The sequence below is a fragment of the Janthinobacterium rivuli genome (assembly GCF_029690045.1).
GTDB lineage: Bacteria > Pseudomonadota > Gammaproteobacteria > Burkholderiales > Burkholderiaceae_D > Janthinobacterium > Janthinobacterium rivuli.
Genome location: NZ_CP121464.1, coordinates 4,550,737 through 4,577,028, shown reverse-complemented (window position 1 = coordinate 4,577,028; position 26,292 = coordinate 4,550,737). Strand labels below are relative to the sequence as shown.

Below are 26,292 nucleotides of genomic sequence, written 5' to 3'. Positions count from 1 at the left end.
ACATGATCACAACTCACTCGGCATCCGAAATTCCCACCTTGCGCAGCGACGCCCGCGTCATCGGCCTGGTGGGGCTGGCGCATGGCGTGTCGCACTTCTACCATTTGATCCTCGCGGCCCTGTTCGTCTGGCTGAAACCGGCCTTCGGCCTGTCGTATGCCGAGCTGGGCCTGCTGATGACGGTGTTCTTCATCATCTCGGGCGTGGGGCAGGCGCTGGCCGGCTTTGTCGTCGACCGCTTCGGCGCCCGTGCCGTGTTGTTTTCCGGCATCTTCTTGCTGGGCGTGTCGGCGCTGGCCCTGTCTACCGCGCACAGCTATGCGGCGCTGATGCTGGGCGCCATGCTGGCAGGCATGGGCAACAGCGTGTTCCATCCGGCCGATTACACCATCCTCAACCAGCGCGTGTCGGCGGCCCGCGTGGCCTACGGCTTTTCCGTGCATGGCATCAGCGGCAACATCGGCTGGGCCCTGGCGCCCCTGTTCATGACGTATGTTGCCACCCATTATGACTGGCGGGTGGCGCTGCAATGCGCGGCCGTGCTGCCGTTTGGCGTGCTGCTGATCCTGTTCCTGAACCGCCACGCCATCCGCCCCGAGCCCGTGAAAAAGGCCGCGCCAGGCCAGGCGGCTGGCGGCGAAGGCACCTTGGACTTCCTGCGCCTGCCGGCCGTGTGGATGTGCTTTGCCTTCTTTTTGATTACCGCCATCGCCCTGGGCGGCATCCAGAGCTTTGCCAGCGTGGCCCTCGTCAAGCTGTATGGCATGAGCCTGGCGCTGGCCACCAGCGCCTACACGGCCTACATGCTGGCTTCGGCCGTGGGCATGCTGGCCGGCGGCGTGGTGGGTGCGCGCAGCAAGCAGCCGGACCGCAACGTGGCGATCGCCTTTTCCGCCGCCGCGCTGCTGGCCGTGCTGCTGGCCATGGCCGTCGTGCCGGCCTGGGGCGCAGTGGTGCTGATGGGCGCCATCGGCTTGACGTCCGGCGTGGCGGGGCCGTCGCGCGACCTGATGATACGCGCGGCGGCGCCGAAAAATGCCACCGGGCGCGTGTACGGCGTCGTGTATTCGGGCCTCGACAGCGGCCTGGCCGTCGGCCCCCTGTTCTTTGGCGCGCTGATGGATGGCGACCATCCGGCCATGCTGTTCGTCTTCATCGGCCTGTTCCAGGCGCTGGCGATTGCCACGGCCGTGGGCGTGGGCGGCAAAACACGTGCCGCGGCGTTGCAAAAGGCATAGAATCGTTGCCATCTGCCACGAAAGGAATTCCCATGACCTTTGCCACCACCGACCTGTGCGACGACTATGCGGCCATGCTGGACGACGGCACCCTGGCCGTGTTGCCGCCCGTGTACCGCGCCTTTGGCCAGCGCGTGCGTTTCAGCGGCCCCGCCACCACCTTGCACGTGTTCGAAGATAACGCCCTCGTGCGCAGCACCCTGGAGACGCCGGGCCAGGGTCATGTGCTGGTGATCGATGGCGGCGGCAGCCTGCGCCGCGCGCTGGTGGGCGGCCAGCTGGGCGTGCTGGCCGAAAGCAACGGCTGGGCCGGCATCGTTGTCGATGGCTGCATCCGCGACAGCGAGGAAATCAATGTCTGCCAGATCGGCGTGCGCGCCCTGGCCACGCATCCGCGCAAGAGCAACAAGACGGGCGCCGGCCAGCGCGACGTGCGCGTGCAGATCAGCGGCGTGGCCGTGCATCCGGGCGACTGGATCTACGCCGATGCGGATGGCATCCTGGTGGCGCGGCAGGAACTCGACTAAGAGCCTATCCCACCAGGGCAGCGCCGCAGATACGCTTCCGCCTGCTGCGCATGCTTGCCATCGACTTCGTAGCGGGCCTCGAACAGCTGGTCCTGGCGCTCCCTGTTTTGCTGGCAACCCAGGTAGACGAGATACGCGGGCTTCTTGCCCAGCCGGGACAGGAAGTCGCCGCAGGCCAGTTCGGCGCCCTGCGCGCCGCCTGCGTCCAGCAGGAAGAGCCACGGCAGTAATTTAGTGCGCTGCAACGGTATCGCCCCGCAATGGACACGCGGCCGCCTGCGGCCCCATACGCAGCACCAGTTCGCCGCGCAATTGCGTCAATCCGGCGATGCGCGCATCGATTTCGCCCAGCTTGCGCGCCAAGGCCGCGCGCAGCAGGTCCGCCGTGGCGGGATCGCCGGCGGCCGCTAGCAGCGGCATGTCGGCCTCGATTTCGGCCAGCGTAAAACCCAGTTGCTGCGCCGTGCGCAGGTAGCGCAGCCAGTCCGCCGCCTCGGGCGGGTAGTCGCGGTAGCCATTCGCGCCACGGCGCGCGCGCAGCAAGCCCCGCTTTTCGTAAAAGCGCAGGGTATCGCGGCTCAAGCCCGTCGCCTGCGCCATCTCACCGATCTGCATGGAATTTCTTTCATAAAATGCTTGACCATGGAGTGTACTCCAAGCTCGATCATGGGTGCTTTCCATAACCAGGAGTTCCCATGTTGTCCGTTTCCGCCTTCCGCCGCGTGGTGCGCGCCAGCGCCATTTATGATGTGCTCATGATTGCCCCGTTTACCACGCCATGGACATTTTTGCTGCTGCGCGAACACTTGAACGCGCTCAACGTGAGCCTGGGCGGCCTGCCGCTGCCCGTCTTCGGACCGTTTCATCTGCTCATCAGCAGCTTGTTCGGCAGCGTGGTGATGGTCTGGTCGGTGCTGCGCATGCTGGACCCGCAGCCGCGCTTCGGCCGCTACGACGCGGCGGCGCGCTATATGTTTTCCACCTGGATGGCGTGGGCGCTGCTGGTGACGGGCCAACCCGTGCTGTGGCTGTTCCTCGTGCCGGAACTGGCCTGGGGCCTCGCGCAAAGCCTGCCATTGCGCCGCAGCGAAGACGCGCGGGGAGGGCATGCGCGCGAATCGCTGTTGAGATGACGATAACGAAATGCAATAATGGCCGTGCTCGCAGTACAGCAATGACTGCAATGAACGACTATTAAGAGGATGATTATGCAGCAGGATGTCGCAGGAAAAAACATGGCGTTGCTCGATCCGGTGGTGGCGCCGCGCATCGCGGTGACGCGCCTGGTGACGGGCCTGCTGCAAGGTTTGCTGCTGTACTGGCTGTACAGCACGGCGCAAGACAAGGTGTGGCCCGCCACGGAAGCCTACCTGCTCGGTCCGTTGATGCTGATCAGCTTGCTTCTACCGATCCTGCTGGTGTCCAGCCTGGGCCATATGTCGATCAAGCGCATCGGCCTGTGGATGGCGGGCGCCGCCGTCGTGATGGCCGTGCTGGCCTGGCATGACGTGGCGCGCGGCGCCGAGCACGTGATATGGGGCAACTACAAGCCGGGCGCACCGCTGCGCGTGATCTCCGCCCAGCTGTTCGGTTTTTGCGTCGTGGGTTTTTATATCGCCCACGCGCTGGTGCTGGCCAGCGCCCAGGATGGCCAGCGCATCGCCCGCTACCCGACCTATTTTGAAATCGCCTGGAAGCTCGGCATCCAGCTGCTGTTTTCCCTGCTGTTCGTGCTGGGCCTGTGGCTGGTGCTGTGGCTGGGTGGGCAATTGTTCCTGCTCATCAAACTGAGTTTCCTGAAAAAACTGCTGGGCCAGGCCTGGTTCGTGATTCCCGTCATCTGTTTCGCGTTTTCGTTTGCCATCCACATCACGGACGTGCGTCCGTCCATCGTGCGCGGCATCCGCACCTTGCTGCTGGTGCTGCTGTCGTGGCTGATGCCGATCGCCGCCGTGCTCGTCTCCGGTTTCCTGCTGACCTTGCCCTTCATCGGCTTCGAGCGCCTGTGGGCCACGCGCCATGCGGCGTCCGTGCTGCTGGGCATGGCCGGCGTGCTGGTGGTGCTGATCAATGCCGCCTTCCAGAATGGCGAAGTGGGCCATGGCGTGGCGCGCGGCATCCGCCTGGGCACGCGCCTGGCTTGCCTGCTGCTGCCATGGGTGGTGGGCATCGCCATCTATGCGCTGACCCTGCGCGTGATGTCGCATGGCTGGACGTCCGACCGCCTGATCGCTGCCGCCTGCCTGCTGGTCGCCACCTGCTACGCCGCCGGCTATGCCTGGGCGGCCAGCAAGTATGGCGACTGGCTGCACCTGATCGCCAACGTCAATGTGGCCACTGCCGGCGTCACCCTGCTGGTGCTGTTCGCCCTGTTCTCGCCCCTGGCCGACCCGGCCCGCATTTCCGTGGCCAGCCAGATGGCGCGCCTGGACAGCGGCAAGATCGGCGTGGACAAGTTCGATTTCGAATACCTGCGCTTCCAGGGCGCCCGCTATGGCCAGGCAGCCTTGCAGGAGTTGACGAAACGCACGACGGGGCCAGACGTGGCCATCGTGCGGGCCCGTGCCGAAGCCATGCTCAAGCGCCAGAACCGCCTCGACGAGACGGGGGCGCTGAGCGACGTGTCGATCAACCTGACCCTGCGCCCGGCCACGGCGAAGTTGCCGGAGAGTTTCCTGCGCCAGGACTGGACGCAAGTGAGCCCGGCCTGGCGCCTGCCCGCCTGTTTGAAACGGGCAGGGCCGCAGTGCGATGCCTACCTGCTCGATTTCGATGGCGATGGCAAGCAGGACGTGCTGCTGATCAGCAATGACCCGCGTGCCTCGTCGGTGTTGCTGGCGGAAAAGGACGACGGCAGCTGGATCGCGCGCGGGCAAATCCCCACGGATGCCCTGCGCTGCAAGCCCCTGCGCGAGAAACTGCAGGCGGGCGAGTTCCAGCTGGTGCCGCCGAAAGTGCGCGAACTGGAAGTCGACGGCCAGCGCGTGCCGATGACCTTATATACGCCAGAGGATGAGGTCAGCTGCCCCGATGAGACGGCGCCGGGGCCGTAAGTGACAGTGAGAGGACTTGGCGCACCGGACCAAACCTCTTGCTGGCGCTGAAGGCAGTAAGTTCGTGCACTGAATCATTTTGACTGTGCGGTATCGGCCAGAAGCCGAAGTTGGCGGCTATTTGGGTAGGAGTCGTTCCGTCACGCGAGCCAATGAACACATCTTAATCCCTGCCAGGCGGACTGAAGTTGAAATGCTGAGTGATTGCTCCTCTTGAGCTTCAGGTGAAGTATTCCGCTAGCCGACGCGGTGAGGCCGTATTCCACCGATTGATAGCCTTCGATGGTACCGCGATTTTTTCTTCGTATTGCGCTGTGGGCCAGTCCTATCTGCTTGAACTGCCGTAGATCGTGGCTAACACGTCGTCGGCTACTAGCGCGAACAAAGCAGAATGGTCACCGTTTTTTCATGTCACACTATTTGTGCCTTATAACATAATAACGATGGGTTGAAATGTTTTTGCTCCAACCCAGCAAAAAAATGCCTCATAATAAATGAGGCGGTCTGCTACGCAATGTAGCAGGCCCGACATGGGGGGCGACATGGCAGAAGTGCTGAGAATACTGGTGGTCGACGACGTCGAAACAATGCGCAAGGTCACTGCTGGCCAACTGACCTCGCTCGGCTATGGGGCGGTGGAGCTCGCATCCGATGGAGCCGAAGCTTGGCGCATGATTGAGCGCAAGCGTTATGATTTGGTGATCTCCGACTGGAATATGCCAGCGTTGACCGGCATCGCCCTACTGCAGATGATACGCTCCAGTCCGCGCCATATGCACATGCCGTTCATTATGATCACCGCCGAGGCCGAGCGCAGCCGCATCGAAACGGCCATCAGCAGCGGTGTCAGCGACCTGCTGGTCAAACCCTACACGGCGGGCCGGCTGGCCACCAGCATCAAGCGCGCGATGGCGCACCAGGTTGCACCACCAGTGCCGGACACGAACATCGATGCGCCGCTCGTTGCTGTAATCGTAGACGATGTCGTCGTCGTGCCACCGGCTGTGGTTCATTTGCCACCGCCGCAACCGTTGCCGCCGACCTTGCTCCTGGTCGATGACACTGCCGACAACTTGTACGTGCTGGCCAATGTGTTCAAGGGCCGCTACCGCATCAAGGCAGCGCACAACGGCGAGAAAGCGTTGGCTCTGTGCTGCAGCGACACGCCACCCGACCTGGTGCTGTTGGACGTGATGATGCCTGGCATGGACGGGTTTGAAGTGGCGCGCCGCATGCGCCAGCATCCCGGCGCGGAAAACGTGCCCATAATCTTCGTCACAGCCCTGACCGACGACGCCGCGCGCCTGCAGGGCATGGAGTTGGGTGCGGTGGACTTCATTACCAAACCAATCGACCCGGTCCAGCTCAAGCTTCGGGTCGACAACTTCATGCGCTACGTCGAGCTGCGGCGTCACTTGCAGACCGACTACGATAATATGCTGGCCATCGCCCGCCTGCGCGATGACGTTGAGGCCATGACGCGGCACGACCTCAAGGGGCCACTAGCCGGCGCCATCGGCATCGTGCAGTCGCTGATCGACGCCGCCGACCTGGACCGACGACAACTTGAGCATTTGCGGCTGGCGGAGCAGGCCATGCTGCAGGTGACAGACATGGTCAACCTGTCGACCGAGCTGTACAAGATCGAGACGGAAAAATACGTGCTCCATGCAGCGCTGCTTCCCATCAGCGACATGCTGCGGCGGGTGGTGGAGACGGCACGCGCCACTTACGCGGGTAAGCAGCTGGTGTTGGCGGTCGACACCGATTTCGATGTCGGCATCGACGCTCCGCTAGCGCTGGGCGATGCCATGCTGACCTATTCGCTGCTGAATAATCTGATCAAGAACGCCTGCGAGGCGGCGCCAGAGCGCACCCGTGTCATTGCCACGCTGTACGCCGGAAGCCCGTTGCGCATCGAGATAGTCAACAAGGGTGTGATCCCGGAACCGATACGCGAACGCTTCTTTGACAAGTTCGTCACCGACGGTAAGTCCGGCGGCACCGGCCTGGGCACGTATTCGGCACGCCTGCTGGCGCGCGCGCAATACGGCGAGGTGGCCTTCGCCGTCGATGACGAGCTCCAGACCACCACCCTGATTGTCAGCCTGCCGTCGGTGCCGCCCCCGGCCTAAGGCAAATCGCGCGGCGGCCTTGCTTGTCAGGCTGGCTGCACCACGGCATCAAGCGCTTCCAGCGCAGCGTCGAAGTCGAAGCGTTCAATTGCCTGGCTGACTTTGCGCAGCTGTCGCGCCAGCGGGTGGCCGGCGGCTTGCGATTCCAATGTCTCCAGCACATCCAGCGCGGCGGTGTCGCTGTCGGCCAGCAGCTTGCGCAGCTGGGCAAGTGTGGCGGCCGCGTCCGGCGGCAGGGCGGGAGCCGCTGCGATGGCCCCGGCCCGGGTGTTCTCTGCCGCTGCAGTATAGTTGCCCAGTGCCGCCAAGCCGAGCAGCACCGGCGCCAGTTCGTTTTCGACCGCCGTCAGCAGCACAGCCAGTTCGGCTTCGGCTACACCAGCTTTGCATGCCAGTTCCAGTGCGGTAGCTGTCGCCGCCACGCCTTTGGCACCGACGTTGCCGGCGGTGCCGCGCAAGGTGTGGGCTACCCGCGCCGCCGCTGTGGGGTCATCGCTTTGCCGCGCAGCCTCAAATTCCCCCCGCAGTCTAGCGTGGCCGTCGCGGAAGCGCACCAGCATGCGCAGGTAAAGGTCCTGCCGGCCCATGCTGGTCGCCAGGCCGGCGCGCTGGTCGATACCCGGGAGTTGGGCAGGTAGGGCGTCGGCGGCCGTTTTGTCTTCGGCATCGGGCTGCTCCGCCGGGGGCGTTGCTACAGCCGGCTGCGCCGGGCGGATCCACTTGCTCATGGTGGCGAACATGGAGGCGACGTTCAGCGGCTTGGAGATGTGGTCGTTCATGCCGGCCGCCAGCGCCATTTCGCGGTCGCCGGCCATGGCGTTAGCGGTCATGGCGATGATCGGCAGCTGAGCGTAGCGGGGTTGGGCGCGCAGGCGGCGGGTGGCTTCGTAGCCATCCATCACCGGCATCTGGCAGTCCATCAGCACGCCGTCGAAGGCGGCGGTCCCGGCTTGGGTCAGCAGGTCCAGCGCCTTTTGCCCGTCGCTGACGATGGTGAGCACGATGCCGGCGCTTTCAAGCAGCTCGCGCGCTAGTTCCTGGTTCATGTCGTTGTCCTCGGCCAGCAGCAAGCGGGCGCCGGCCAAGCGGGCCTGGTCGGCCACGCTGCGGTCCTGACGCTCGGCCTGTCGTGTCTCCGCCACCACGCCCTTGCCCAGCACCTCGCCGATCGCTTCGAGCAGGGTCGACGGCGTGACCGGCTTGGTCAGCACCGCTGGCAGCGCGATCTTCTGGCGCGCCGCCGCTTCCTGGGCGTCGTCACGGCCGAAGGCCGTCACCATGATGACCGATGGGATGTGGGTCACGGCGCCACTCTGCATGCGTTGCAGCGTCTCGACGCCGTCCATGCCCGGCATGCGCCAGTCCAGTAGCACCAAGTCGTAGGGCAGGCTTTTGCGCTCAGCCTCGACCATGGTGCGCAGCGCGCTGTGGCCGCTGTCGGCCAGGTCCACCTCCAAGCCGAAACTGCGCGCCATGGTCGACAGGATTTCGCGTGCGCTGGCGTTGTCGTCGACCACCAGCACCCGCAGGCCGAGTAGCTCGTCGGCATGGAACATGCGGCGCGGCTGCACCTCGGCCTGGCGGCCGAAGCGGGCGCTGAAGTGGAAGGTCGAGCCATGGCCCGGGACACTCTCGACCCAGACCCGGCCGTCCATCAACTCCACCAGTTTCTTGGAGATGGCCAAGCCCAGCCCGGTGCCGCCGTACTTGCGCGTGGTTGAGCTGTCGGCCTGGCTGAAGGACTGGAACAGGCGCTCGCACTGTTCGAGCGTCATGCCGATGCCGCTGTCGCGCACCCAGAAGTGCAGCTCGACCTGTTCCCCGGCCTCGGCCGCCAGCTCGACCCCGACCACGATCTCACCGCGTTCAGTGAACTTGGCGGCGTTGTTGCCGAGGTTGACCAATACCTGACCCAGCCTCAGCGAATCGCCTACCAATGCGGTCGGCAGGTCGGCCGAAGTGGCGAACAGCAGTTCCAGGCCCTTGTCCTCGGCCTTCAGGCCGATCATGCTGGCGAAATTCTCCAGCACGTCCTCCAGCCGGAACGGGGCCTGCTCTATGTTCATCTTGCCCGCTTCGATCTTGGAGAAGTCAAGAATGTCGTTGATGATGCCCAGCAGGTTCTCGGCTGAGCGGTGCACCTTCTCGATGTAGTTGCGCTGTTTCTTATCGAGATCGGTACGCAGCGCCAGATGGCTCATGCCGATAATTGCGTTCATCGGCGTACGGATCTCGTGGCTCATGTTGGCCAGGAAATCGCTCTTGGCGCGCGTAGCGTCCTCGGCGATCTCCTTGGCGCGCAGCACTTCGGCCTCGGCCAGCTTGCGGTCGCTGATGTCGCGCACCGAGGCGCACACGCAAACGCCGCGCTCGGCGATAGCCGGCAGCCGCGACAGGCCGATCTCGACCGAGAAGCGGCTGCCGTCCTTGCGCATGCCGTGCAGGTCGGCGCCGACCGTACCCATCTGGCGCGCAGTGCCGTGCGCGATGAAGCCGTCGCGCGAGCCGACGTGGCGCCCGTGCGCCTCCGGCGGCACCAGGACTTCAATCGGCAAGCCGGCCAGCTCGCCGGCCTGGTAGCCGAACAGTTGGTCGAGCTGGGGGTTGGTCATCATGATCAGGCCCTGGGCGTCGATCACCAGCATGCCGTCGGGCGCCGCCTCGATGATGCCGCGATACCAGGCCTCGGTGGCTTTCAGCGCCACCTGCTGCGCTTCGAGTTCGGCGGCCATGGTCTGCACCGCGTGGCTGCGCGCCTTGATTTCCAGCGACATCGCCAGCTTGGGTAGCAGTTCGTCCATCAGCACGCGGCCTGATTCGCTGGGAGCGTCGAAGCCGGCCAGCTCCAGCACGCCCATCAGGCGCTCGCCGTGCAGCAGTGGCAGTACCTGCAGGTGGCGTGGGCGCGACCGCCCCAGTTGCGAGAGAATCTGCGCGTAGTCGTCCGGCAGTGCGTCGAGCTGGAGCGGCTGGCGGTCCTGCGCGCACTGGCCCAGCAGGCCGCTACCCAGCGCCAGTTGCGGCGCCGGCGGATGGTCCGGATCGGCGGCGTAGCTGGCGGCCAGGCGCAGTGTGGCGGCGTCTTCGTCAAGCAGGTAGAGCGCGCCCTGGCCAGCCTGCACCAGCGGCGCGAGTAGCGTCAACAGGCGCTGCGCGGCCTGGTCCAGGCTGGCCGCCTGCTGCAATTCGGCCTGGATCGAGGCTTCCTGCGACTTGATCCAGCGCTGCATGTCGAGCTGGCGCGATTCGACCTGCAGCTTGGCGATGGCGCGGGCCAGGTCGCCCGTTTCGTTCTGGTAGTCGGTGTGCGGGATCACGCTGTCGAGCTGGCCGGCGGCCAGCGCATCGACCGCCTCGCGCAGGCGGTTGACCGGGCGCCGGATCGACAGGCTGATCCACCAGGCGCACAGCAACGCCACCGCCAGGCCGCCGATCAGCAGGGCGTAGGTGAGGGTGCTGCTGGTGAGGGCGAATTGGCGAATGTGGTAGATGGTGCTGCGGGCGTTGGAATCCTTCACGGCGGCGATCTCGGCCATCTGCAGGTCGGCCGTGCGCATGGCCTGTTGGAAGCGTTCGCTGTTGAGCAAGGCGTTGGCCTCGGCATTGCGATTCTCGCGCGTCAGCTCCATGGCTTCGTCGGCGATGCGTTCGGCGCGCGCCAGCATGGTTTCGAAGACGGCATAGCGTTGCTGATTGTCGGTACGCAGCAACGTGGCGCGGGCCTCGCCGGCAGCGAAATGCAACTGCTCGCGCGCCTTGTCGAGCTGTTCCAGCGCCTCGTCGACGGCAACAGGGTCCGGGGCGTTGGCCACCTTGTGCAGCATTAGCTCGAAGCGGGTGAGCTGGATGCGGGCTTCCTTGACCTGCACGATGCCGATCATGCCCTCGCTGAGCAGGTGCTGCATGTCGCTACTCAACTGGTCTTGGGTGCGCAGGCTTTGCAACCCCAGCGCCAGGGCCAGCAGCAGCACTGCGCAAAAGCCGGCCGCAAGCTTCTGGCGCAGGCGCAGCCGTTCAACATAGGCCAGGGGCGAACGCATGCCGGCGCTCACTGTGCAGGCAGGGTGTGTGCGATGGCGGCAGCCTGCTTGGCCATGTCCTGGTCGCTGTCGGCGTAGCGCGCGGCGATCTGCTGGAACACCTGCAGATTGGCCAGGAAGGCGTCGCAGACGTCGGGATCGAAGTGCGAGCCGCGCCCCTCGGCGATGATCTGAACCGCTTTTTCATGCGACATGCCTTCCTTGTAGACGCGGCGGCTGATCAGGGCGTCGTAGACGTCGGCCAGCGCCATCAGGCGTGCCGAAATCGGGATGGCATCGCCGGCCAGGCCTTCGGGGTAGCCGCTGCCGTCCCATTTTTCCTGGTGTGAGTAGGCGATCTCCTTAGCCAGGCGCAGGAAGTCGACGTCCATGCCCAGTTGTTGCTCGGCGTGGGCGATGGCGTCGCGCCCTAGCGTGGTGTGGGTCTTCATGATCTCGAATTCCTCGGGTTCGAAGCGGCCAGGCTTGAGCAGGATGCGGTCGGGGATGCCGATCTTGCCGATGTCGTGTAACGGCGCCGACTTGAACAACAGCTTGATGGTGTCGGGGTCGAGAAAAGCGCGGAAGCGCGGATGCTCGCGCAAGTGTTCGGCCAGCACCTTGACGTAGTGCTGAGTGCGGCGGATGTGGTTGCCGGTCTCATTGTCGCGCGTCTCTGCCAACGAGGCCATGGCGTGGATCGTGACGTCCTGGATCGCGCCCAGCTCGCGCGTGCGGCGCTGGACTTCCTGTTCCAGGTACTCGTTCTTGTCGCGCAGGAAGTCGGCCGCGTCCTTGACCTTGAGCTGGGTGCGCACGCGCGCCAGCACCACGGGGGGGCTGATCGGCTTGGTGATGTAGTCGGCCGCGCCCAGTTCCAGACCGTGCGTCTCGTCCTCGCTTGAGGCCATGGCGGTCAGGAAGATGATGGGAATGTCGCGCGTGTCCGGGTCGGCCTGCAGTGCCTGCGCCACTTCGTGCCCGCTCATGCCAGGCATCATGATGTCGAGCAGGATGAGGTCGGGCGGCGGTGTATCGCGCGCGATGCGCAGCGCCTTCTCGCCGTTATTTGCAGCTTTGACCGTATAACTATCCTTGAGCAAGTTGGCCATCAACAGGAGATTATCCGGCGTGTCGTCCACGACAAGAATTACAGGCCTGACGGGACGGGTAGAAGATGGGTTCATGCCTAAATGCTCCAATCAGGTCTGCATTAATTTGTTGCCTAGACTATATCTGTGTCCTGTGCGCAAGTAAACTGCATATTAGTTTTGCTATGCGAATCGCTCCTGCTGCATACGCTGCCTTCTCTCGATCCCTGGGTATTGCATAGATTCCTCATCCCGGCATAGAGCCCTTGCGAGATCGCTAACCTCGTATTTTCAATCGAAAAGTCGAAAATGAAGATAGTGTAGTGAGGGTGCGTTTAGAGCGACTACCACCGACAAACTGAACTTCTGCTTTGGGGCCAGAGTGTGTGAAAACGCACCCCAATGTAAACGAGATTTTTTCTGAAGCGTTAATATCTCATTTGACGTAATCAGGAGAGCAGGATGAAGCGTTTTGTCGAGGGAACCGACCGCAGCCAGAGTGTTCTCTTTCCCGAGCATCTGGATGAACGCTCGGTGAGACCGAGAATATCGTACGCTGGCGGTGGACTGGTCATCAGCGAAAAGCAGTATTTTGATCGCCTGAAGTGCGTCTGGCGAACTCGTGGCGGGTCACTGCGGCAGTTCGATTCGAACTTTTAAAGCGATAACGAGAGCGGCGAACAGCATCACCACGCCAGCAATAATGAAAACGCCCGTCACTCCACCAAACCCGAACATCATGCCACCCAATGCAGCGCCGGCAGCTATTGACGACTGTACCGCGGCGACGACCATGCCACCAGCTGTCTCCGCTTGATCAGGGACAGCACGGGCTACCCAGTTGGACCAGGCGACAGGTACGCCGCCGAACGCCAGGCCCCACAGAGCGACCAAAAGCATCAGGCCTGTTCCTTGGACTGGCAGTAAGATCATGCCGAATGCCGTCAAGCCCACCAGCGCAGGCATGAGCACTAAAGTAGCACGCAGGCTACGCTCCATTAGCCAGCCGGCCAGCAGCGTGCCAACGAAGTTGGCGACACCAAAACCCAGGAGCATCAGAGACAAACCGTTTACATCGATATGGACAACGCTTTCAAGAGCGGGGCGAATATAGGTGAACAATGCATATTGCCCGGTATGGGCAAGTACGCAGCCCAACATCCCGATCCCAATTCCCGGGCGACGGAGCAATTGCAGTACCGATGTCGTGCGCATCATCGTGCGCGGCGCCATACGGGGCAGCGTGAACAATTGAAACAAAAGTGTCAGCCCTCCGACAGCCGCGGCTGCTATAAATGCACTGCGCCAGCCATATAGCCCTCCCAGGTAGCTGCCCAACGGTACGGAAACGACCGTCCCGATGGCGATGCCACTGAATATGATGGATAGCGCTCGCGGCACCAACTTTGCCGGCACCAGCCGCATAGCCACGGCTGCCGCCATGCTCCAAAAGCCGCCTAACGCGACGCCCAGAAGAATGCGCATCACCAACAATACTGTCAAGCTTGAGGACAACGCCACTAGCAAATTGGAGGCGATCATCAGCACTGTGAAAGCCAACAAGACGACACGCCGGTCAAAATGACGCGTGAGACCTGGCACCGACAGCCCGGCGAACATGGCCACGACGGCCGTCACCGTCACTGCCTGACCAGCTAGTGCCTCCGATACACCAAGATCGAAGGCCATCGGGGTCAACAGACTGGCTGGCAGGTACTCCGCCGTCAGTAAACCGAAAACCCCCATGGCCAGTGAAAACACGGCCATCCATGCTGCTGTCGCTGGCTCTGAAACAGACGCATCGTTTGCGTTGGGCGTTTGCTCGGTAGCAAAAACATCGTTGTTCATCTCTACAATCCCTAAAACAATCGGAGTCGAAAGTCTAGAGGTAAAATGCAGGATGATCTATGATGGTAACTCCTGATGTTTTGATCGAAACACCTAACATGAGCAAGCAAAATCAAATTTTTCCATCGTCTAATCTCGTCAGCGAACTATTGACAGGTATGCGCCTGCGTGGAGTCCAGTACCGCCGTATTCAGACCGGCCCAGCTTTCGGCATAGGCTTTGAAGACAAGCCAGGCCATGCCTACTTCCACTTCCTGGCCGTTGGCACTGCCTTCATATGTACCGATGATGGTGAGTTGCACAAGCTGTCTGCCGGTAGCGCGGTGTTCATGCCTCACGGCAGGAGACATCAGCTTCTGTCGGATGCGGATATTGCATTTCAGGACATCGCAAAGTTCGATGCCGCGCCCCTCGGTGAATCCGTTAGCGGAGTCGACACATGTCCCAGTACGCACACCGTGCCCAGTGCGGTTATTTTTTACGGCTGCATGGAATTCGATCTCGGCGGGATGCAAGGGATCGGCAAGCTGATGCCAACCGTCATGGTGGCCGACACGCAAACGCAAGGCTATCCTGGCTTATTGCCTGTTCTTGATTCAATGAAGCGTGAAATCTGCGCCGGCCGTATTGGCTTTGCAGGCATTCTGGCTCGCCTGGCGGAGGTCGCGGCAGCAATGATCGTGCGCGGCTGGATTGAATGCGGTTGTGAAAACGCTTCTGGTCTCCTCGCCGCATTGCGGGATCCGCGCCTTGCTCGTGCCATATTGGCGCTGCACCGCCAGCCTGGTCGTGAATGGACGGTTGCACAGTTGGCTGCGGAGTGTCATATCTCCCGCTCTGTCTTCGCGCGACGCTTTGAAACCACCATCGGTGTGCCGCCCCTGCGCTATGCCACGGAATTGAGAATGCGTCTTGCCACACAATTGCTCACTCACGAAAGAGTGTCCATCGACGTCGTCGCCCGACGCCTTGGCTATACATCTCAAGCCGCGTTCAGTCGTGCTTTCAAGCGCGTCATCGGCAAGCCGCCGGGTGCCTGTCGGCAAATGCTTTGAGGAGAAGAGCTGAGGGAAGCGCTGATCAATCCATTTTTCAGCAACATTGGCGCGCGAAGTAGCCGAACAGCACGTCGATCAAGCGCATTTCTCGACGATTTGACGCGATTGCCTTGGCCGCTTAACCTCTGCTTTTAGCGCATTCTAAAAATGGGGGGATGACCGGCGGTGAGCGGCTTGCCGATGCAGGGCTGCCCGTTCTGCTCTGCAGTGAACTGCTGCAGCCAGCGACGGATCGCGGTCTGGCCGATGCCCATACCGAAGCTTGTAGTTGCTTGGCGTATGTCAGCCAGACGTTTTCCATCAGCAACTCCGATCGGCCAGTGGAATACCCAGCGCCCTCAGTTTGCATGCCAGCTCGGGGGCACTTTTAAAGTGGATGCCGTGAATCCCTTCCGCTGCGGAAGCTTCAACATTGCAAATACTGTCATCGATGAAGACAGTGGACCCAGGGCGGAGCTGATACCGATCAATCATTAGTTTAAAGATAGCCGGGTCTGGCTTTATCAGTCGCTCCCGGCCAGAGACAATAATACCTTCAAACCAACTCAGGAAGGGGAAGCGGCGTTGAGCGATAGGAAAGGTCTCGTCGGACCAGTTTGTGAGGGCGAGAAGTCGAATATCTAGCGTACGAAGCTGCGCCAGGACATCCACAGTTGCATCAATGGCACCTGGGATCATTTCCTCCCAGCGCTCATGGAACGCTCTAATATGAGGTTCATGCTCTGGATGCTGTTTGATCGCCGTAGCGATCCCGTCCGCCCATGTCCGCCCGCAATCCTGTTGCTCATTCCAAGCGGTATTGCATACTTCAGAGAGAAAATATTCCATACCGGCCTCGTCAGTGCCAAAAATCTTTCTGTACAGGGCACGTGGATTCCATTCGATAAGAACATTGCCAAGGTCGAATACGACGGTATCTATGGCGCGAACCGACTCGGATTGGGTGTTTGAATTCATAAGCCTCTTTGTTGACCTTGGCATGTTACATCAAGGAGAAAAAGGTCGTACCAAGAACCCGCGTCCTGTCAGAAACGCGTTATGTGGAACCGGCAACCGGACTGTCCGACCGCGAAGCCGCCAAGGTCTTCAACATCACCCGTTCCACGGCTAAACCTCTCGCAACGTTAATCTCGGGTTCCACGGGGCGCAGCGCAATTGATTCGGTTTTTCTTTCGCATCATTCGCACTCTGCAACGATGCATTTAAGTTAAAGTGTTGAGTTGATTGATTGAGTCCGCAGCCAGGAGCAGAAGCACAGGAAATATCATGTCCATTGCAAGAAAAGGAAGCCGCCGAATTATTGTCGATTCTTTACCATATCGATGGTCGGTCAGTCTGCCCACCTATACACAGGCCATGGGGGAAGCGAATCTGTCTTTCGCAGTGGAATCTGAAAGCGGTGGCCGAACCACCCTTCTGGTGAGAACAGATATCGCACGTCCGGATATTTGGCTGGGTAATTTCACGCGTGCTATCACGCCCTCAGTTGTGGAACACGCTATTCGACAGGCATTGATGAAGGGGTGGTATCCCGGCCAATGTGGAAGCGCCTTTGAAATGACAATTCGACTCGCTTGAGCCCACTGGCAATCCGCCAGTTGCGTTGTGCGCCTGCGGTGGACGCTGAAGTCCGTTATCAACATTGACAATGCCTTCGGCGCTGTCGGCCGCAACCGGACAGAAACAGCGCTTTCCAAATGCTTGTCCGGGCGGGGCTGCCTGTATCGCCGCTGTAGCAGTCGTTCGACTGATACAGCATGTGCCTGTATGCGGCGCCTTGTGTCTTGTCCCTGCCGTGCCGGGCTTCTAGACTGGGGCCTTCTCCACGCTGCGACTGCCTGCCATGACCGAACTCCTGCCCCTGATGAGCTACTGCTTTGTGATGTCCGCCACGCCCGGGCCGAACAACGTCATGCTGGCCACCACCGGCGCCAATTTCGGCTATCGCGGTGCGGTGCCGGTGATCCTCGGCATCCAGGCCGGCATCTTTGTGCAGACCATGCTCATGTGCGTGGGGCTGGGCAGTGTGTTCGTCGCGTATCCGATGGCGCAGCAGGTGCTGCGCATCGCGGGCGCGCTGTACCTGATGTTCCTGGCCTGGAAGCTTGCCGGCGCCTCGGTGGCGGGAGGCAGCACAGCGAAAGCCGTGTCGTTTGCGCAGGCCGCGCTGTTTCAGGCGCTCAACCCCAAGAGCTGGCTCAAGGCGGTCACCATGGCGTCGGTCTTCATGCCTGCGCAGGGCAATATGCTCGCCAACGCGCTGCTGGTGTCCGTGATCGGCACCGTGGTGGGCACGCCGTGCAACGCCATGTGGGCGCTGTTCGGCGTCTCGATTCGCAGCGTGCTGAAAGCGCCCCGCAACCAGCGCATCTTCAATCTCACGATGGGCGCCATCCTGCTGGTCCTCGCCGTGACGTTTTTACGCTAGACTTCCACCCATGCTCGCCATCGACCGCTCCTCGCCCATCGCCCTGTTCAAGCAGATCGAGGCCGCATTGCGCCTGCAGATCGCGCAACGCGTCCTGCCTGGCGGCACCAGGCTGCCGTCGATCCGCCAGCTCGCCACGCAACTCGCGGTCAGCACCAACACCGTGGTGGTGGCGTATGACAGGCTGGTGGCCGCGGGCGTCATCGATACGCACGGTACGACGGGCTTCTTCGTGTGCGCACCCACTGACGCCAGCCGCGCCATTCCCGACGAGGTGGCGCTGGAAGCGGGCCAGGAGCAGGAGCCGGTCTGGCTGAGCCAGCAAGTGAATGACCAGCGGCCGGGCGTGCTGCTGGCCAGCAGCGGCGCCTTGCCGCCCACCTGGCTGCAGGACGCGCTGCCGGCCGCCGCCGTGCAGCGTGGCCTGGCGCGCAGCGCGGCCGGCATGGCCTCGCGCTGTCCGCCGCAAGGGCTGGCCGAACTGCGCGAGCAGATCGCGCTGCTGATGCGCGGCATCGGCATCGCCGCGGACGCCAGCCACATCCTCACCACGTTCGGCGGCACCCATGCCATCGATCTGATCTGCCGCACGTTTCTGCAGCCCGGCGATACGGTGCTGGTGGAAGACCCCGGATACTTCCTGATGTTCGGCAGGCTGCGCCAGGACGGCGTGCGCCTGGTGCCCATCAAGCGCCGCCCCGATGGCCTCGACCTGGACGAACTGGAAGCGGCTTGCCGCGCGCACCGTCCGCGTCTGCTGTTCATGCAGACGGCCTTGCACAATCCCACCGGGTGGAGCAGCAGCGCCGCCAACTTGCACAAGGTGTTGATCATGGCGCAGCAGCATGGCTTCCTGATCGCCGAAGACGACGTGCACGGCCATTTCCAGCCGGGCCACAGCACGCGGCTGGCGTCGTTGTCCGGACTCGACGGCGTGATCTATTATTCGAGTCTGTGCAAGGCGCTGAGCCCGGCCCTGCGCATGGGCTACCTGGCCGCGGCGCCCAACCTGCTCAAGCTGCTGATGCGCACCAAGATCCATTCCATCATGACCTTGCCTGCGCTGAACGAATACGTGTTGCTGGAAGTGCTCAAGGCCGGCAATCTGCGCAAGCACCTGGAGCGGCTGCAACGCAAGATCATGGTGGCGCGCAACGCCAGCACGCGGCAACTGAGCGCGGCCGGCGTGCTGTTCGAGCAGCCCGGCGACGCAGGCATTTTCCTGTGGGGCAGCATGCCCGAAGGGCTGGACGTGGACTTGCTGGTGCAGGACGCCTACCGCAACAAGATCCTGCTGATGCGCGGCGCCGCGTTTTCGGCCAACGACACGCCCGACCAGCACATCCGCTTCAACGTCGCCTTCAGCCAGCATCCCCGCGTGAGCGCCTACCTTGAAGAACGCCTGCGTGCGGTGGCTGGCGCGCGCTCAAGCCTGGCCCGCGCCTTTCTTTAGTTTTTATTGGTATTCTGGAAGAACGGTTTTTTCGTCAACGTGTGAGCAAGGAAACGCCATGCACAAACAGATCATCCTCAACCTGCCCGTCAAGGACCTGGACACATCCCGGGCCTTCTTTTCCGCCCTTGGCTTTACCTTCGATCCCCGCTTCAGCGGCGAGAACGCGGCGTTCATGAACATCGTCGACGGCAGCATCCAGGCCATGCTGACGACGGAAGCCTTCTTCCAGTCACTGATCGGCAAGCCGGTTGCGAAGGCGAAGGAGGCCAATGAAGTCGTCATTTGCCTCAGTTGCGAAAGCCGGGAAGAGGTGGACGGCCTGATCGCCAGGGCGGCGGCCGCCGGTGGCCGCATACCGCATCCGCCCGAAGACCATGGCTTCATGTATGACCAGGGCTTCGAGGATATCGATGGCCACCTGTGGAACCTGGTCTGGACGGCGCCGGAAGCCTGACGATTGAGGCTAACCGGCCGGATCAGTTCTTCGTGCGCACCTGGCGCACGTGGTTTTCCAGTTCGCTGAACGATGGGCGTTCCGTGGCGGAAATGACCTTGCGGCCGAATTCCACGGCCAGCGCCGGCGCATAGCCGTTCAGGCTGGCCAACAGGGTCACTTTCACGCACTGGTACATCTTCGCCGTTTCATGGTGCTTGCGGCGCAGCAAGCTGGCCAGCGGCGCGATGAAACCGTAGGCCAGCAGGATGCCGATGAAGGTGCCCACCAGTGCCTGCGCGATCAGCACGCCCAGCTCGGCCGGCGGCAAGCCGACGGAAGCCATCGTGTGCACCACGCCCATCACGGCGGCCACGATGCCGAAGGCGGGCATGGCGTCGGCCAGCTGCGAAATCGTCTGGATCGGCATTTCCGCATCTTCATGGTGCGTCTCGATCTCGTTATCCATCAGATTCTCGATCTGGTAGGCGTCCATATTGCCCGACACCATCAGGCGCAGGTAATCGGTGATGAATTCCAGGATGTGCTCGTCACCGAGCGTGTACGGATATTTCACGAAGATGGCGCTGCGGTAGGGGTCGTCGATATCGTCCTCGACCGACATCAGGCCTTCCTTGCGGATCTTGCTGAGGATTTCATACATCAGGCCCATCAGTTCCATATAGCGCGCCTTCGTGTATTGCGAGCCGTGGAACAGGGTGGGCAGGGCGGCGAACGTGGCGCGGATGGCCTTGGCGTCATTGCCGACAAAGAAGGTGCCCAGCGCGGCGCCGCCGATCATCAGCAGTTCCAGCGGCTGGAACAGGGCGCCCAAATGCCCCCCCTGCATGGCGAAGCCGCCAAAGACGGAAAACAGCACGACGAGAAATCCGAGTATGACTAGCAAAACCTACTCCTTCATAATATTGCCATATCGCAATATTGTAGTTTAACCTGATTTGGCCGCCGTGGCCGCTTCCGGCTGCAACTGCTCGATGAGAAAATTGATAAAAGCGCGCACTTTGGCGGGCAGCTGGTGGCGGCTCGGGTAGTAGGCGTACAGGTCGGCCGGCGCCAGCGCGTAATCGGCCAGCACCACGCGCAGGCGGCCGCTGTCGAGGTAGCGCGTCAGGTCCCATTCCGAACGCAGCAGGATGCCGTGGCCGTCCAGGGCCCAGCCCAGCACCACGTCGCCATCATTGCTGGCCACCGTGCCGCGCACTTTCACCGTGTGGGTGGCACGGCCCCGGCTCAAACGCCAGATGCCGTAGGCGTCGTCATTCTGCCGGTGCACGATGCATCGGTGCTGCGCCAGCTCGTCCGGTGTCTGCGGCGTGCCGTGCGCCTGCAGGTAGGCGGGCGAGGCGCACAGGAAACGCCGGTTCGACATGATGCGTCGCGCCGACAGCCGCGTGTCGGGCAGGTCGCCGAAGCGGATGCCCAGGTCGTACGCCTGCTCGACCAGGTTGATGGGGCTGTCCGTCAGTTGCAGCTGCACTTCCAGCTGCGGGTGGCGCAGCGCGAATTGCGACAGCAGGGGCGCGATCACCGTGCGCCCAAAACCCAGGGTGGCATTCACGCGCAGCAGTCCGCGCGGCTCGGCGCTGCCGCTGGCCAGGGATTCTTCCATGGCGCGGATGTCGTCGAGGATTTGCCGCGCCTGGTGCAAGTAGTTTTCGCCATCGCCCGTCAGGCTGATGCGCCGCGTGCTGCGGTTCAGCAAACGCACGCCCAGGCGCTGTTCCATCAGCAGCAATCGCTTGCTGACGGCCGGCGGCGTGATGCCCAGTTCGCGCGCCGTGGCCGACAGGCTGCCCAGCTTGGCCAGCAGCACAAAGAAGGCCATTTCCGTGGTGGCGTCGCTTTTCATTATTAACTTCAAGTGAAGAATGGTTTAAATTTCTATCGATTATACGACTGCTTATCGCGGTTAAGCTGGCGTCACCATTCAAGCACAGGAGACCCGCATGAAAATCGTTGAAATCCGCGAAAAGACCATCCCCATCTCTTCCTCCATCCGCAACGCCTACATCGACTTCACCAAGATGACCCTGAGCCTGGTGGCCGTCGTCACCGACGTGATGCGTGACGGTAAGCCTGTCGTCGGCTACGGCTTCAATTCGAATGGCCGCTACGGCCAGGGCATGCTGATGCGCGAGCGTTTCATTCCCCGCATCCTCGATGCCGATCCCGCCAGCTTCGTGACGGAGGACGGCAGCAACTTTGACCCGCACAAGGTGTGGGACTGCATGTACACGAATGAAAAGCCGGGCGGCCATGGCGAGCGTTCGGTGGCCATCGGCACCATCGACATGGCCATCTGGGATGCCGTGGCGAAGATCGAGAACAAGCCCCTGTTCCAGCTGCTGGCCGAGCGCCACGGCACGGGCGTGCCGGACAAAAAAGTCTTCGTGTATGCGGCCGGCGGCTATTACTACCCGGGCCAGAGCCTGTCCGCCCTGCAGGACGAGATGCGCAGCTATATCGACCGCGGCTATACGGTGGTCAAGAAAAAGATCGGCGGCGCTTCGCTGGACGAGGACTTGCGCCGCATCGACGCCATCATGGAGGTGCTGCAGGACGGGCAAAAGCTGTGCGTGGATGCGAACGGCCGCTTCGACCTCGACACGTCGATCGCCTACGCCAAGGCGCTGCGCCAGTACGACCTGTTCTGGTATGAAGAGGCGGGCGACCCGCTCGACTTCGAGCTGCAAGCGACCCTGCGCAGCTATTACGACAAGCCTATGGCGACGGGCGAAAACCTGTTTTCCATGCAGGATGCGCGCAACCTGATCCGCTACGGCGGCATGCGCGCCGACCGCGACTGGCTGCAGTTCGATTGCGCCCTCAGCTACGGCCTGGTGGAATATCTGCGCACCCTGGACATGCTGCAGCAGCACGGCTGGTCGCGCAGCCGCTGCATCCCGCACGGCGGCCACCAGATGTCGCTGAATATCGCGGCAGGGCTGGGCCTGGGCGGCAATGAATCGTATCCCGATCTGTTCCAGCCGTTCGGCGGTTTTCCCGATGGCGTCAAGGTCGAGAACGGCCACATCACCATGCCGGACCTGGTCGGCATCGGCTTCGAGGGCAAGGCGAACCTGTATGCGGAAATGCGCGCGTTGAGCGGACAGTAGGCTCAGGCCAGCGCCTGCCGTTTCCCCTGCGCGGCGGGGCTGGTTTTCTCCCAGCGGAACAGCCACATGATGGCAAGCTTGGTCGTGGCGCTGACGCTGGCCAGCAGCAGCAAGGGCCAGCCCGTCGACAGCCCCATGACGCAGGCAAAGAAGATGGTGCTGACATCCATCGCCAGGATGAACTGGCTCATTTTCAGGGACACGGCGCCCGTCTTGCCCGAGCGCCAGATCAGGCCAATCTGGTGCGCATAGCCCTGCGCCAGCAGCACGGTGACGGCGACGATCAGGCTTTGCGAGATCACGCGCTTTTCATCCGTGAAGGTAGGGCCGAAGGCCAGGCCCGCCACGCCCGCGCACAGCAGCAGCGCGCAGGCCAGCAGCGCATTGCGCGATGCCCGGCTGCGCCGGTCGCGGTAAATCTCGAACAGGATGGCCAGCGCGATCAAGGACGCGATCAGGCGCGGCCAGACGATGTAGTGGTTGAATGGCGTGATCGAATAGCCGTACACAAAAAACGCGCAATACGCGAGGAAGCTGACGGTGAACTGGTTGATGGACAAAATGTCCGTCGTCTTGCCGGCGCCGATGCCGGCATCGCGCTTGCGCTGCCAGATTTTTTGCAGCTGCGACCACAGGCCAAACAGGCTGACGACGATGAAGAGGGAATTGAGGCTGCCGGCGAGGACGTAGAGGGAAGGGGACTGCAAGGTATCTCCTGGAATGGCCAAGGCAGCGCTGCCGTGACAGAGCACCTTGTCTATACATTTTATCTGGATAGCATGCTCTCATGAAACAAATTGGCAGGCAAGCAATGCTGTTGTAGCCTGTTGCATCGAAACCTGTCTGAACTCACCTGTTCCTGAGCTTGCCCTTATAATCAGGGCATGACTTTCTTATCACATCGTGCCCGCTCCGTGCTGGGCACCTTCGGCAAAATGGCCGTTTCCCTGATTCTCCTGTTGACTGCACTGTGGGGCGCGCTGGCGCTGTGGTACCAGCTGTCCGGCGGCACGGCCGCGCAAGGCATCGGCGCGCTGCTGTGGGGTGCGCTGGGCGTGGCCAGCATTGCGCTGTGGTGGATGCGGGGCGACGCGCGCGTGCTGCTGCCGTATGCGGCCGGTTTCCTGCTGCTGCTCGTGTGGTGGAGTTTCATCACGCCGAAACAGCAGCGCGTGTGGGCCGACGACGTGGCGCGCAATGTCACCGGCAAGGTGGCTGGCAATCTCGTCACCCTGGACAATGTGCGCAATTTCGACTGGCGCAGCGATGACGACTACACGGTCAAGTGGGAGCAGCGCAGCTACGACCTCGACGAACTGCGCACGGTGGACACGGCGCTGTCGTACTGGACGGGCCCGTACATTGCGCACACGCTGATCTCGTTCGGCTTTGCGGACGGGCGCTTTCTGACGTTTTCCATCGAGATCCGCAAGGAGAAGGGCGAGAGCTTTTCCGCCATCGGCGGCTTCTTCAAGCATTTCGAGATGAGTCTGATCGCCGCCGACGAGCGCGACATCCTGCGCGTGCGCACGAATGCGCGCGGCGAGGACATGCATCTGTACCGCGTCATGATGCCCAAGGCGGCCATGCGTTCGCTGTTCCTCGCCTACCTGGACGAGGCGCAAGCGCTGAAGAACCAGCCGCGGTTCTATAACACCCTGACGGCCAACTGCACCACCATCGTCTTCGAGATGGTGCGCCGTATCGTGCCTGGCCTGCCGCTCGACTACCGGCTGATGGCCTCGGGCTACCTGGACCGCTACCTGTTCGACGTCAAGGGCCTGGTGCCCGGCCTGAGCTTCCAGCAGCTGCGCGATGGCGGCCACGTCACGGCGCGCGCGCGTGCGGCCAACGACGATCCTGATTTTTCGCACGCCATCCGCCGCGCCATGCCCGGCTATGACGAAGCGGGCTTTTCGAAGCTGCAAATGCCACGTCAGTAGCCGTCTGCCTTATACTGTCGCAATTCCGACCGGCCGCCTTTCGCGGCCGGTCTCACTTTACGAATAAAGAAGGCCCGCTATGCCATTTTCCTCACTGGGTCTGATTCCCGCCCTGGTCCGTGCCGTCGACAAGGCCGGCTATGCCGCGCCGACGGCCATCCAGGCAGCCGCCATTCCCGCCATCCTGCGCGGCAGCGACGTGCTGGGCGCGGCCCAGACGGGGTCCGGCAAGACGGCCGCCTACGCGCTCCCGCTGCTGCAGGCGCTGATGGCGCCCGTTTCCGGCCCGCGCCAGGTGCGCGCGCTGATCCTCGTGCCCACGCGCGAGCTGGCGGCGCAGGTGGGGCAGACCGTGCACGCGCTGGCCAAGCCGCTGCCGATCAAACTGAAGATTTCCGTGCTGTTCGGCGGCGTGTCGATCAATCCGCAGATGATGGACTTGCGCGGCGGCGCCGATATCGTCGTCGCCACGCCGGGCCGCTTGCTGGACCTGGTGCGCCAGAACGCCGTGAAGCTGGGCGGCGTGTCGCTGTGCGTGCTCGACGAGGCCGACCGTTTGCTCGACATGGGTTTTAGCGAGGAAATCAATGCCATCCTGGCGCTGCTGCCGGGCAAGCGGCAAAACCTGTTCTTCTCCGCCACCTTCCCCGACAGCGTGCAGGCGCTGGCCGACAGCCTGCTCAAGGAACCCGTGCGCATCGAAGTGGCGTCCGAACCGCAGGACAAGCCCGACATCGTGCAGCGCGCCATCACGGTCGACGTGCCGCGCCGCACGCAGCTGCTGCGCTACCTGATCCTGCAGCAGCAGTGGGAGCGCGTGCTGGTCTTTGTCGCCACCAAGTACGCGGCCGAACACGTGGCCGACAAATTGCAGCGCGCCGGCCTGCACGTGGGCGCCTTCCATGGCGAATTTAGCCAGGGTACGCGCAGCCAGCTGCTGGCCGACTTCAAGGCCTGCCGCTTGCAGGTGCTGGTGGCCACCGACGTGGCCGCGCGCGGCATCGACATCGCCGGCTTGCCGGCCGTCGTCAACTATGACTTGCCCCGCTCGGCCGTCGACTACACGCACCGCATCGGCCGCACGGGCCGCGCCGGCGAAAGCGGCACGGCCATCAGTTTCGTGACGGCCGACACGGAAGCGCATTTCCGCCTGATCGAAAACCGCAACGACTTGCGCATCGTGCGCGAAGTGGTGGCCGGTTTCGAGCCGACGGAATTGCCCGCGCCCGTGCATCCCGTCACCGATACGGTGAATGGCGGCGTGAAGGGCGCGCGCAAGAGCAAGAAGGATAAATTGCGTGAAGCGGCTGCGAAGGCGGCCGAAGGCAATTAAATCCCCCTTATGTGCGCTAGCCGCTTGAACGGCTGGCCGTCCCGCTTTAAGATGATGTTTCTATAAAGCAAGGGGACGGCAATGCACATGATATTCATCACGCGCGCGGGCGCTCTGGCTTGCGCGCTGGCGCTGGCCGGTTGCGCCGGCATGGGCGGAAAAAATGACAGCACCGGCATGCAGATGCCGGGCAAGACGCCGGCCGACGCCGCCGTGGCCGCCACCTGGTACAACCCGCCCAGCGAATTTCCCGGTATTTGCCTGACCCAGTTCAAGGATGGCAGCCTGCGTTTCGACGGTGGCTTCGCCTTTTTCAATCCGGGCCGCTGGGCCTACGATGCGGCCACGTCCGAGCTGCGTTTGCAACTGGCGCCGACGCCGTCGCTGGAACTGTCGCACGCGCAAACGGTGCTGCACAAGAACCTGCTGAGGGTCGAGGCCGCCAAGAATACGCTGGTCTACGCCGTGAAGGCCGACACGCAAGCCATCGGCCTGGGCGGCTTTGTGTTTTACCGCGACACGCCTTGTCCTGTACAGCGCGGATAAGTGGCGGATAAGTGCCGGATTAGTGTCATACGGGAATATTTAGTCGT

General features: G+C 62.6%; 23 protein-coding genes. 14 read left to right on the top strand and 9 right to left on the bottom strand.

The window, feature by feature from the left end:
* The first annotated feature begins 2 nt into the window (after nucleotides 1–2).
* Nucleotides 3–1,238: an MFS transporter gene (locus tag P9875_RS20830; protein WP_278316483.1), complete on the top strand. Its 1,236-nt coding sequence runs from the start codon at nucleotides 3–5 to the stop codon at nucleotides 1,236–1,238.
* A gap of 32 nt (nucleotides 1,239–1,270) precedes the next feature.
* A complete protein-coding gene (gene rraA, locus P9875_RS20825; protein WP_035820358.1) occupies nucleotides 1,271–1,765 on the top strand; it encodes a ribonuclease E activity regulator RraA in 495 nt (164 codons plus the stop codon).
* Here the strand turns inward: rraA and P9875_RS20820 are convergent.
* Both P9875_RS20820 and P9875_RS20815 read right to left on the bottom strand, forming a co-directional pair.
* Nucleotides 1,762–2,010: a DUF4952 domain-containing protein gene (locus P9875_RS20820; protein ID WP_158299998.1), complete on the bottom strand. Its 249-nt coding sequence runs from the start codon at nucleotides 2,008–2,010 to the stop codon at nucleotides 1,762–1,764. The genes rraA and P9875_RS20820 overlap by 4 nt on opposite strands.
* Entirely contained in the window at nucleotides 1,997–2,380 is a 384-nt protein-coding gene (locus P9875_RS20815; protein ID WP_099400448.1) for a MerR family transcriptional regulator, read from the bottom strand. Before P9875_RS20815 ends, P9875_RS20820 begins: the two co-directional genes overlap by 14 nt.
* A gap of 80 nt (nucleotides 2,381–2,460) precedes the next feature.
* On the opposite strand from P9875_RS20815, the gene P9875_RS20810 reads away from it, so the two are divergent.
* The 3 genes from P9875_RS20810 (at nucleotide 2,461) to P9875_RS20800 (ending at nucleotide 6,953) form a co-directional block, all read left to right on the top strand.
* Nucleotides 2,461–2,898: a hypothetical protein gene (locus tag P9875_RS20810; RefSeq protein WP_099400449.1), complete on the top strand. Its 438-nt coding sequence runs from the start codon at nucleotides 2,461–2,463 to the stop codon at nucleotides 2,896–2,898.
* Between the two features lie 102 nt (nucleotides 2,899–3,000).
* Nucleotides 3,001–4,818, top strand: coding sequence for a DUF4153 domain-containing protein (locus P9875_RS20805; RefSeq protein ID WP_099400682.1), 1,818 nt, complete (start codon nucleotides 3,001–3,003; stop codon nucleotides 4,816–4,818).
* A 542-nt stretch (nucleotides 4,819–5,360) separates the two neighbouring features.
* Entirely contained in the window at nucleotides 5,361–6,953 is a 1,593-nt protein-coding gene (locus P9875_RS20800; RefSeq protein ID WP_219307034.1) for a hybrid sensor histidine kinase/response regulator, read from the top strand.
* A gap of 26 nt (nucleotides 6,954–6,979) precedes the next feature.
* On the opposite strand, the gene P9875_RS20795 is transcribed toward P9875_RS20800, so the two are convergent.
* From P9875_RS20795 to P9875_RS20785, 3 genes are all read right to left on the bottom strand, one after another.
* A complete protein-coding gene (locus P9875_RS20795) occupies nucleotides 6,980–10,993 on the bottom strand; it encodes a response regulator (RefSeq protein ID WP_278316482.1) in 4,014 nt (1,337 codons plus the stop codon).
* Nucleotides 10,994–11,001: 8 nt separating this feature from the next.
* On the bottom strand, nucleotides 11,002–12,159 hold the full coding sequence (locus P9875_RS20790) for a response regulator (protein WP_278316481.1): 1,158 nt from the start codon (nucleotides 12,157–12,159) through the stop codon (nucleotides 11,002–11,004).
* 534 nt (nucleotides 12,160–12,693) lie between these two features.
* Nucleotides 12,694–13,911: an MFS transporter gene (locus P9875_RS20785; protein WP_278316480.1), complete on the bottom strand. Its 1,218-nt coding sequence runs from the start codon at nucleotides 13,909–13,911 to the stop codon at nucleotides 12,694–12,696.
* A 59-nt stretch (nucleotides 13,912–13,970) separates the two neighbouring features.
* On the opposite strand from P9875_RS20785, the gene P9875_RS20780 reads away from it, so the two are divergent.
* Entirely contained in the window at nucleotides 13,971–14,966 is a 996-nt protein-coding gene (locus P9875_RS20780) for an AraC family transcriptional regulator (RefSeq protein ID WP_099400451.1), read from the top strand.
* A gap of 303 nt (nucleotides 14,967–15,269) precedes the next feature.
* Here P9875_RS20780 and P9875_RS20775 read toward each other — a convergent pair whose 3' ends face one another.
* Nucleotides 15,270–15,926, bottom strand: coding sequence for an HAD family hydrolase (locus tag P9875_RS20775; RefSeq protein ID WP_099400452.1), 657 nt, complete (start codon nucleotides 15,924–15,926; stop codon nucleotides 15,270–15,272).
* 309 nt (nucleotides 15,927–16,235) lie between these two features.
* Between P9875_RS20775 and P9875_RS20770 the strand changes: the two genes are divergently transcribed.
* The 4 genes from P9875_RS20770 to P9875_RS20755 all read left to right on the top strand — a co-directional run bounded on the left by P9875_RS20770 (nucleotide 16,236) and on the right by P9875_RS20755 (nucleotide 19,307).
* Entirely contained in the window at nucleotides 16,236–16,547 is a 312-nt protein-coding gene (locus tag P9875_RS20770; RefSeq protein WP_152598724.1) for a hypothetical protein, read from the top strand.
* Between the two features lie 265 nt (nucleotides 16,548–16,812).
* A complete protein-coding gene (locus tag P9875_RS20765) occupies nucleotides 16,813–17,397 on the top strand; it encodes a LysE family translocator (RefSeq protein ID WP_099400453.1) in 585 nt (194 codons plus the stop codon).
* Nucleotides 17,398–17,407: 10 nt separating this feature from the next.
* Complete coding sequence (locus P9875_RS20760) at nucleotides 17,408–18,850, top strand: PLP-dependent aminotransferase family protein (protein ID WP_278316479.1); 1,443 nt, start codon at nucleotides 17,408–17,410, stop codon at nucleotides 18,848–18,850.
* Between the two features lie 58 nt (nucleotides 18,851–18,908).
* Nucleotides 18,909–19,307, top strand: coding sequence for a VOC family protein (locus P9875_RS20755; RefSeq protein WP_099400455.1), 399 nt, complete (start codon nucleotides 18,909–18,911; stop codon nucleotides 19,305–19,307).
* Nucleotides 19,308–19,329: 22 nt separating this feature from the next.
* Here P9875_RS20755 and motA read toward each other — a convergent pair whose 3' ends face one another.
* Together motA and P9875_RS20745 are read right to left on the bottom strand one after the other, a co-directional pair.
* Nucleotides 19,330–20,193 (bottom strand): flagellar motor stator protein MotA, encoded by an 864-nt coding sequence (motA, locus tag P9875_RS20750; protein ID WP_035820336.1) that lies wholly within the window; start codon nucleotides 20,191–20,193, stop codon nucleotides 19,330–19,332.
* 42 nt (nucleotides 20,194–20,235) lie between these two features.
* A complete protein-coding gene (locus P9875_RS20745; protein WP_278316478.1) occupies nucleotides 20,236–21,156 on the bottom strand; it encodes a LysR family transcriptional regulator in 921 nt (306 codons plus the stop codon).
* 97 nt (nucleotides 21,157–21,253) lie between these two features.
* Between P9875_RS20745 and P9875_RS20740 the strand changes: the two genes are divergently transcribed.
* Nucleotides 21,254–22,423: a mandelate racemase/muconate lactonizing enzyme family protein gene (locus P9875_RS20740; RefSeq protein ID WP_278316477.1), complete on the top strand. Its 1,170-nt coding sequence runs from the start codon at nucleotides 21,254–21,256 to the stop codon at nucleotides 22,421–22,423.
* Nucleotides 22,424–22,425: 2 nt separating this feature from the next.
* Here P9875_RS20740 and P9875_RS20735 read toward each other — a convergent pair whose 3' ends face one another.
* Entirely contained in the window at nucleotides 22,426–23,130 is a 705-nt protein-coding gene (locus P9875_RS20735) for a hypothetical protein (protein ID WP_278316476.1), read from the bottom strand.
* A 177-nt stretch (nucleotides 23,131–23,307) separates the two neighbouring features.
* Here P9875_RS20735 and P9875_RS20730 point away from each other — a divergent pair, with 177 nt between their 5' ends.
* The 3 genes from P9875_RS20730 (at nucleotide 23,308) to P9875_RS20720 (ending at nucleotide 26,245) form a co-directional block, all read left to right on the top strand.
* Nucleotides 23,308–24,366, top strand: coding sequence for a DUF4105 domain-containing protein (locus tag P9875_RS20730; protein ID WP_278316475.1), 1,059 nt, complete (start codon nucleotides 23,308–23,310; stop codon nucleotides 24,364–24,366).
* A gap of 79 nt (nucleotides 24,367–24,445) precedes the next feature.
* Nucleotides 24,446–25,699 carry a DEAD/DEAH box helicase gene (locus tag P9875_RS20725; protein ID WP_278316474.1) on the top strand — a complete coding sequence of 418 codons (1,254 nt, stop codon included), beginning with the start codon at nucleotides 24,446–24,448 and terminating at the stop codon, nucleotides 25,697–25,699.
* An 81-nt stretch (nucleotides 25,700–25,780) separates the two neighbouring features.
* A complete protein-coding gene (locus P9875_RS20720; RefSeq protein WP_278316473.1) occupies nucleotides 25,781–26,245 on the top strand; it encodes a hypothetical protein in 465 nt (154 codons plus the stop codon).
* Nucleotides 26,246–26,292: the final 47 nt, after the last annotated feature.

Bases quoted from the DNA above. Each gene is read 5' to 3' on its own strand.
- P9875_RS20830 (WP_278316483.1), top strand. From the start codon at position 3: ATGATCACAACTCACTCGGCATCCGAAATTCCCACCTTGCGCAGCGAC.
- rraA (WP_035820358.1), top strand. From the start codon at position 1,271: ATGACCTTTGCCACCACCGACCTGTGCGACGACTATGCGGCCATGCTG.
- P9875_RS20815 (WP_099400448.1), bottom strand. From the start codon at position 2,380: ATGCAGATCGGTGAGATGGCGCAGGCGACGGGCTTGAGCCGCGATACC.
- P9875_RS20810 (WP_099400449.1), top strand. From the start codon at position 2,461: ATGTTGTCCGTTTCCGCCTTCCGCCGCGTGGTGCGCGCCAGCGCCATT.
- P9875_RS20805 (WP_099400682.1), top strand. From the start codon at position 3,001: ATGGCGTTGCTCGATCCGGTGGTGGCGCCGCGCATCGCGGTGACGCGC.
- P9875_RS20800 (WP_219307034.1), top strand. From the start codon at position 5,361: ATGGCAGAAGTGCTGAGAATACTGGTGGTCGACGACGTCGAAACAATG.
- P9875_RS20795 (WP_278316482.1), bottom strand. From the start codon at position 10,993: ATGCGTTCGCCCCTGGCCTATGTTGAACGGCTGCGCCTGCGCCAGAAG.
- P9875_RS20790 (WP_278316481.1), bottom strand. From the start codon at position 12,159: ATGAACCCATCTTCTACCCGTCCCGTCAGGCCTGTAATTCTTGTCGTG.
- P9875_RS20785 (WP_278316480.1), bottom strand. From the start codon at position 13,911: ATGAACAACGATGTTTTTGCTACCGAGCAAACGCCCAACGCAAACGAT.
- P9875_RS20780 (WP_099400451.1), top strand. From the start codon at position 13,971: ATGATGGTAACTCCTGATGTTTTGATCGAAACACCTAACATGAGCAAG.
- P9875_RS20775 (WP_099400452.1), bottom strand. From the start codon at position 15,926: ATGAATTCAAACACCCAATCCGAGTCGGTTCGCGCCATAGATACCGTC.
- P9875_RS20770 (WP_152598724.1), top strand. From the start codon at position 16,236: ATGTCCATTGCAAGAAAAGGAAGCCGCCGAATTATTGTCGATTCTTTA.
- P9875_RS20765 (WP_099400453.1), top strand. From the start codon at position 16,813: ATGACCGAACTCCTGCCCCTGATGAGCTACTGCTTTGTGATGTCCGCC.
- P9875_RS20760 (WP_278316479.1), top strand. From the start codon at position 17,408: ATGCTCGCCATCGACCGCTCCTCGCCCATCGCCCTGTTCAAGCAGATC.
- P9875_RS20755 (WP_099400455.1), top strand. From the start codon at position 18,909: ATGCACAAACAGATCATCCTCAACCTGCCCGTCAAGGACCTGGACACA.
- P9875_RS20745 (WP_278316478.1), bottom strand. From the start codon at position 21,156: ATGAAAAGCGACGCCACCACGGAAATGGCCTTCTTTGTGCTGCTGGCC.
- P9875_RS20740 (WP_278316477.1), top strand. From the start codon at position 21,254: ATGAAAATCGTTGAAATCCGCGAAAAGACCATCCCCATCTCTTCCTCC.
- P9875_RS20730 (WP_278316475.1), top strand. From the start codon at position 23,308: ATGACTTTCTTATCACATCGTGCCCGCTCCGTGCTGGGCACCTTCGGC.
- P9875_RS20725 (WP_278316474.1), top strand. From the start codon at position 24,446: ATGCCATTTTCCTCACTGGGTCTGATTCCCGCCCTGGTCCGTGCCGTC.
- P9875_RS20720 (WP_278316473.1), top strand. From the start codon at position 25,781: ATGCACATGATATTCATCACGCGCGCGGGCGCTCTGGCTTGCGCGCTG.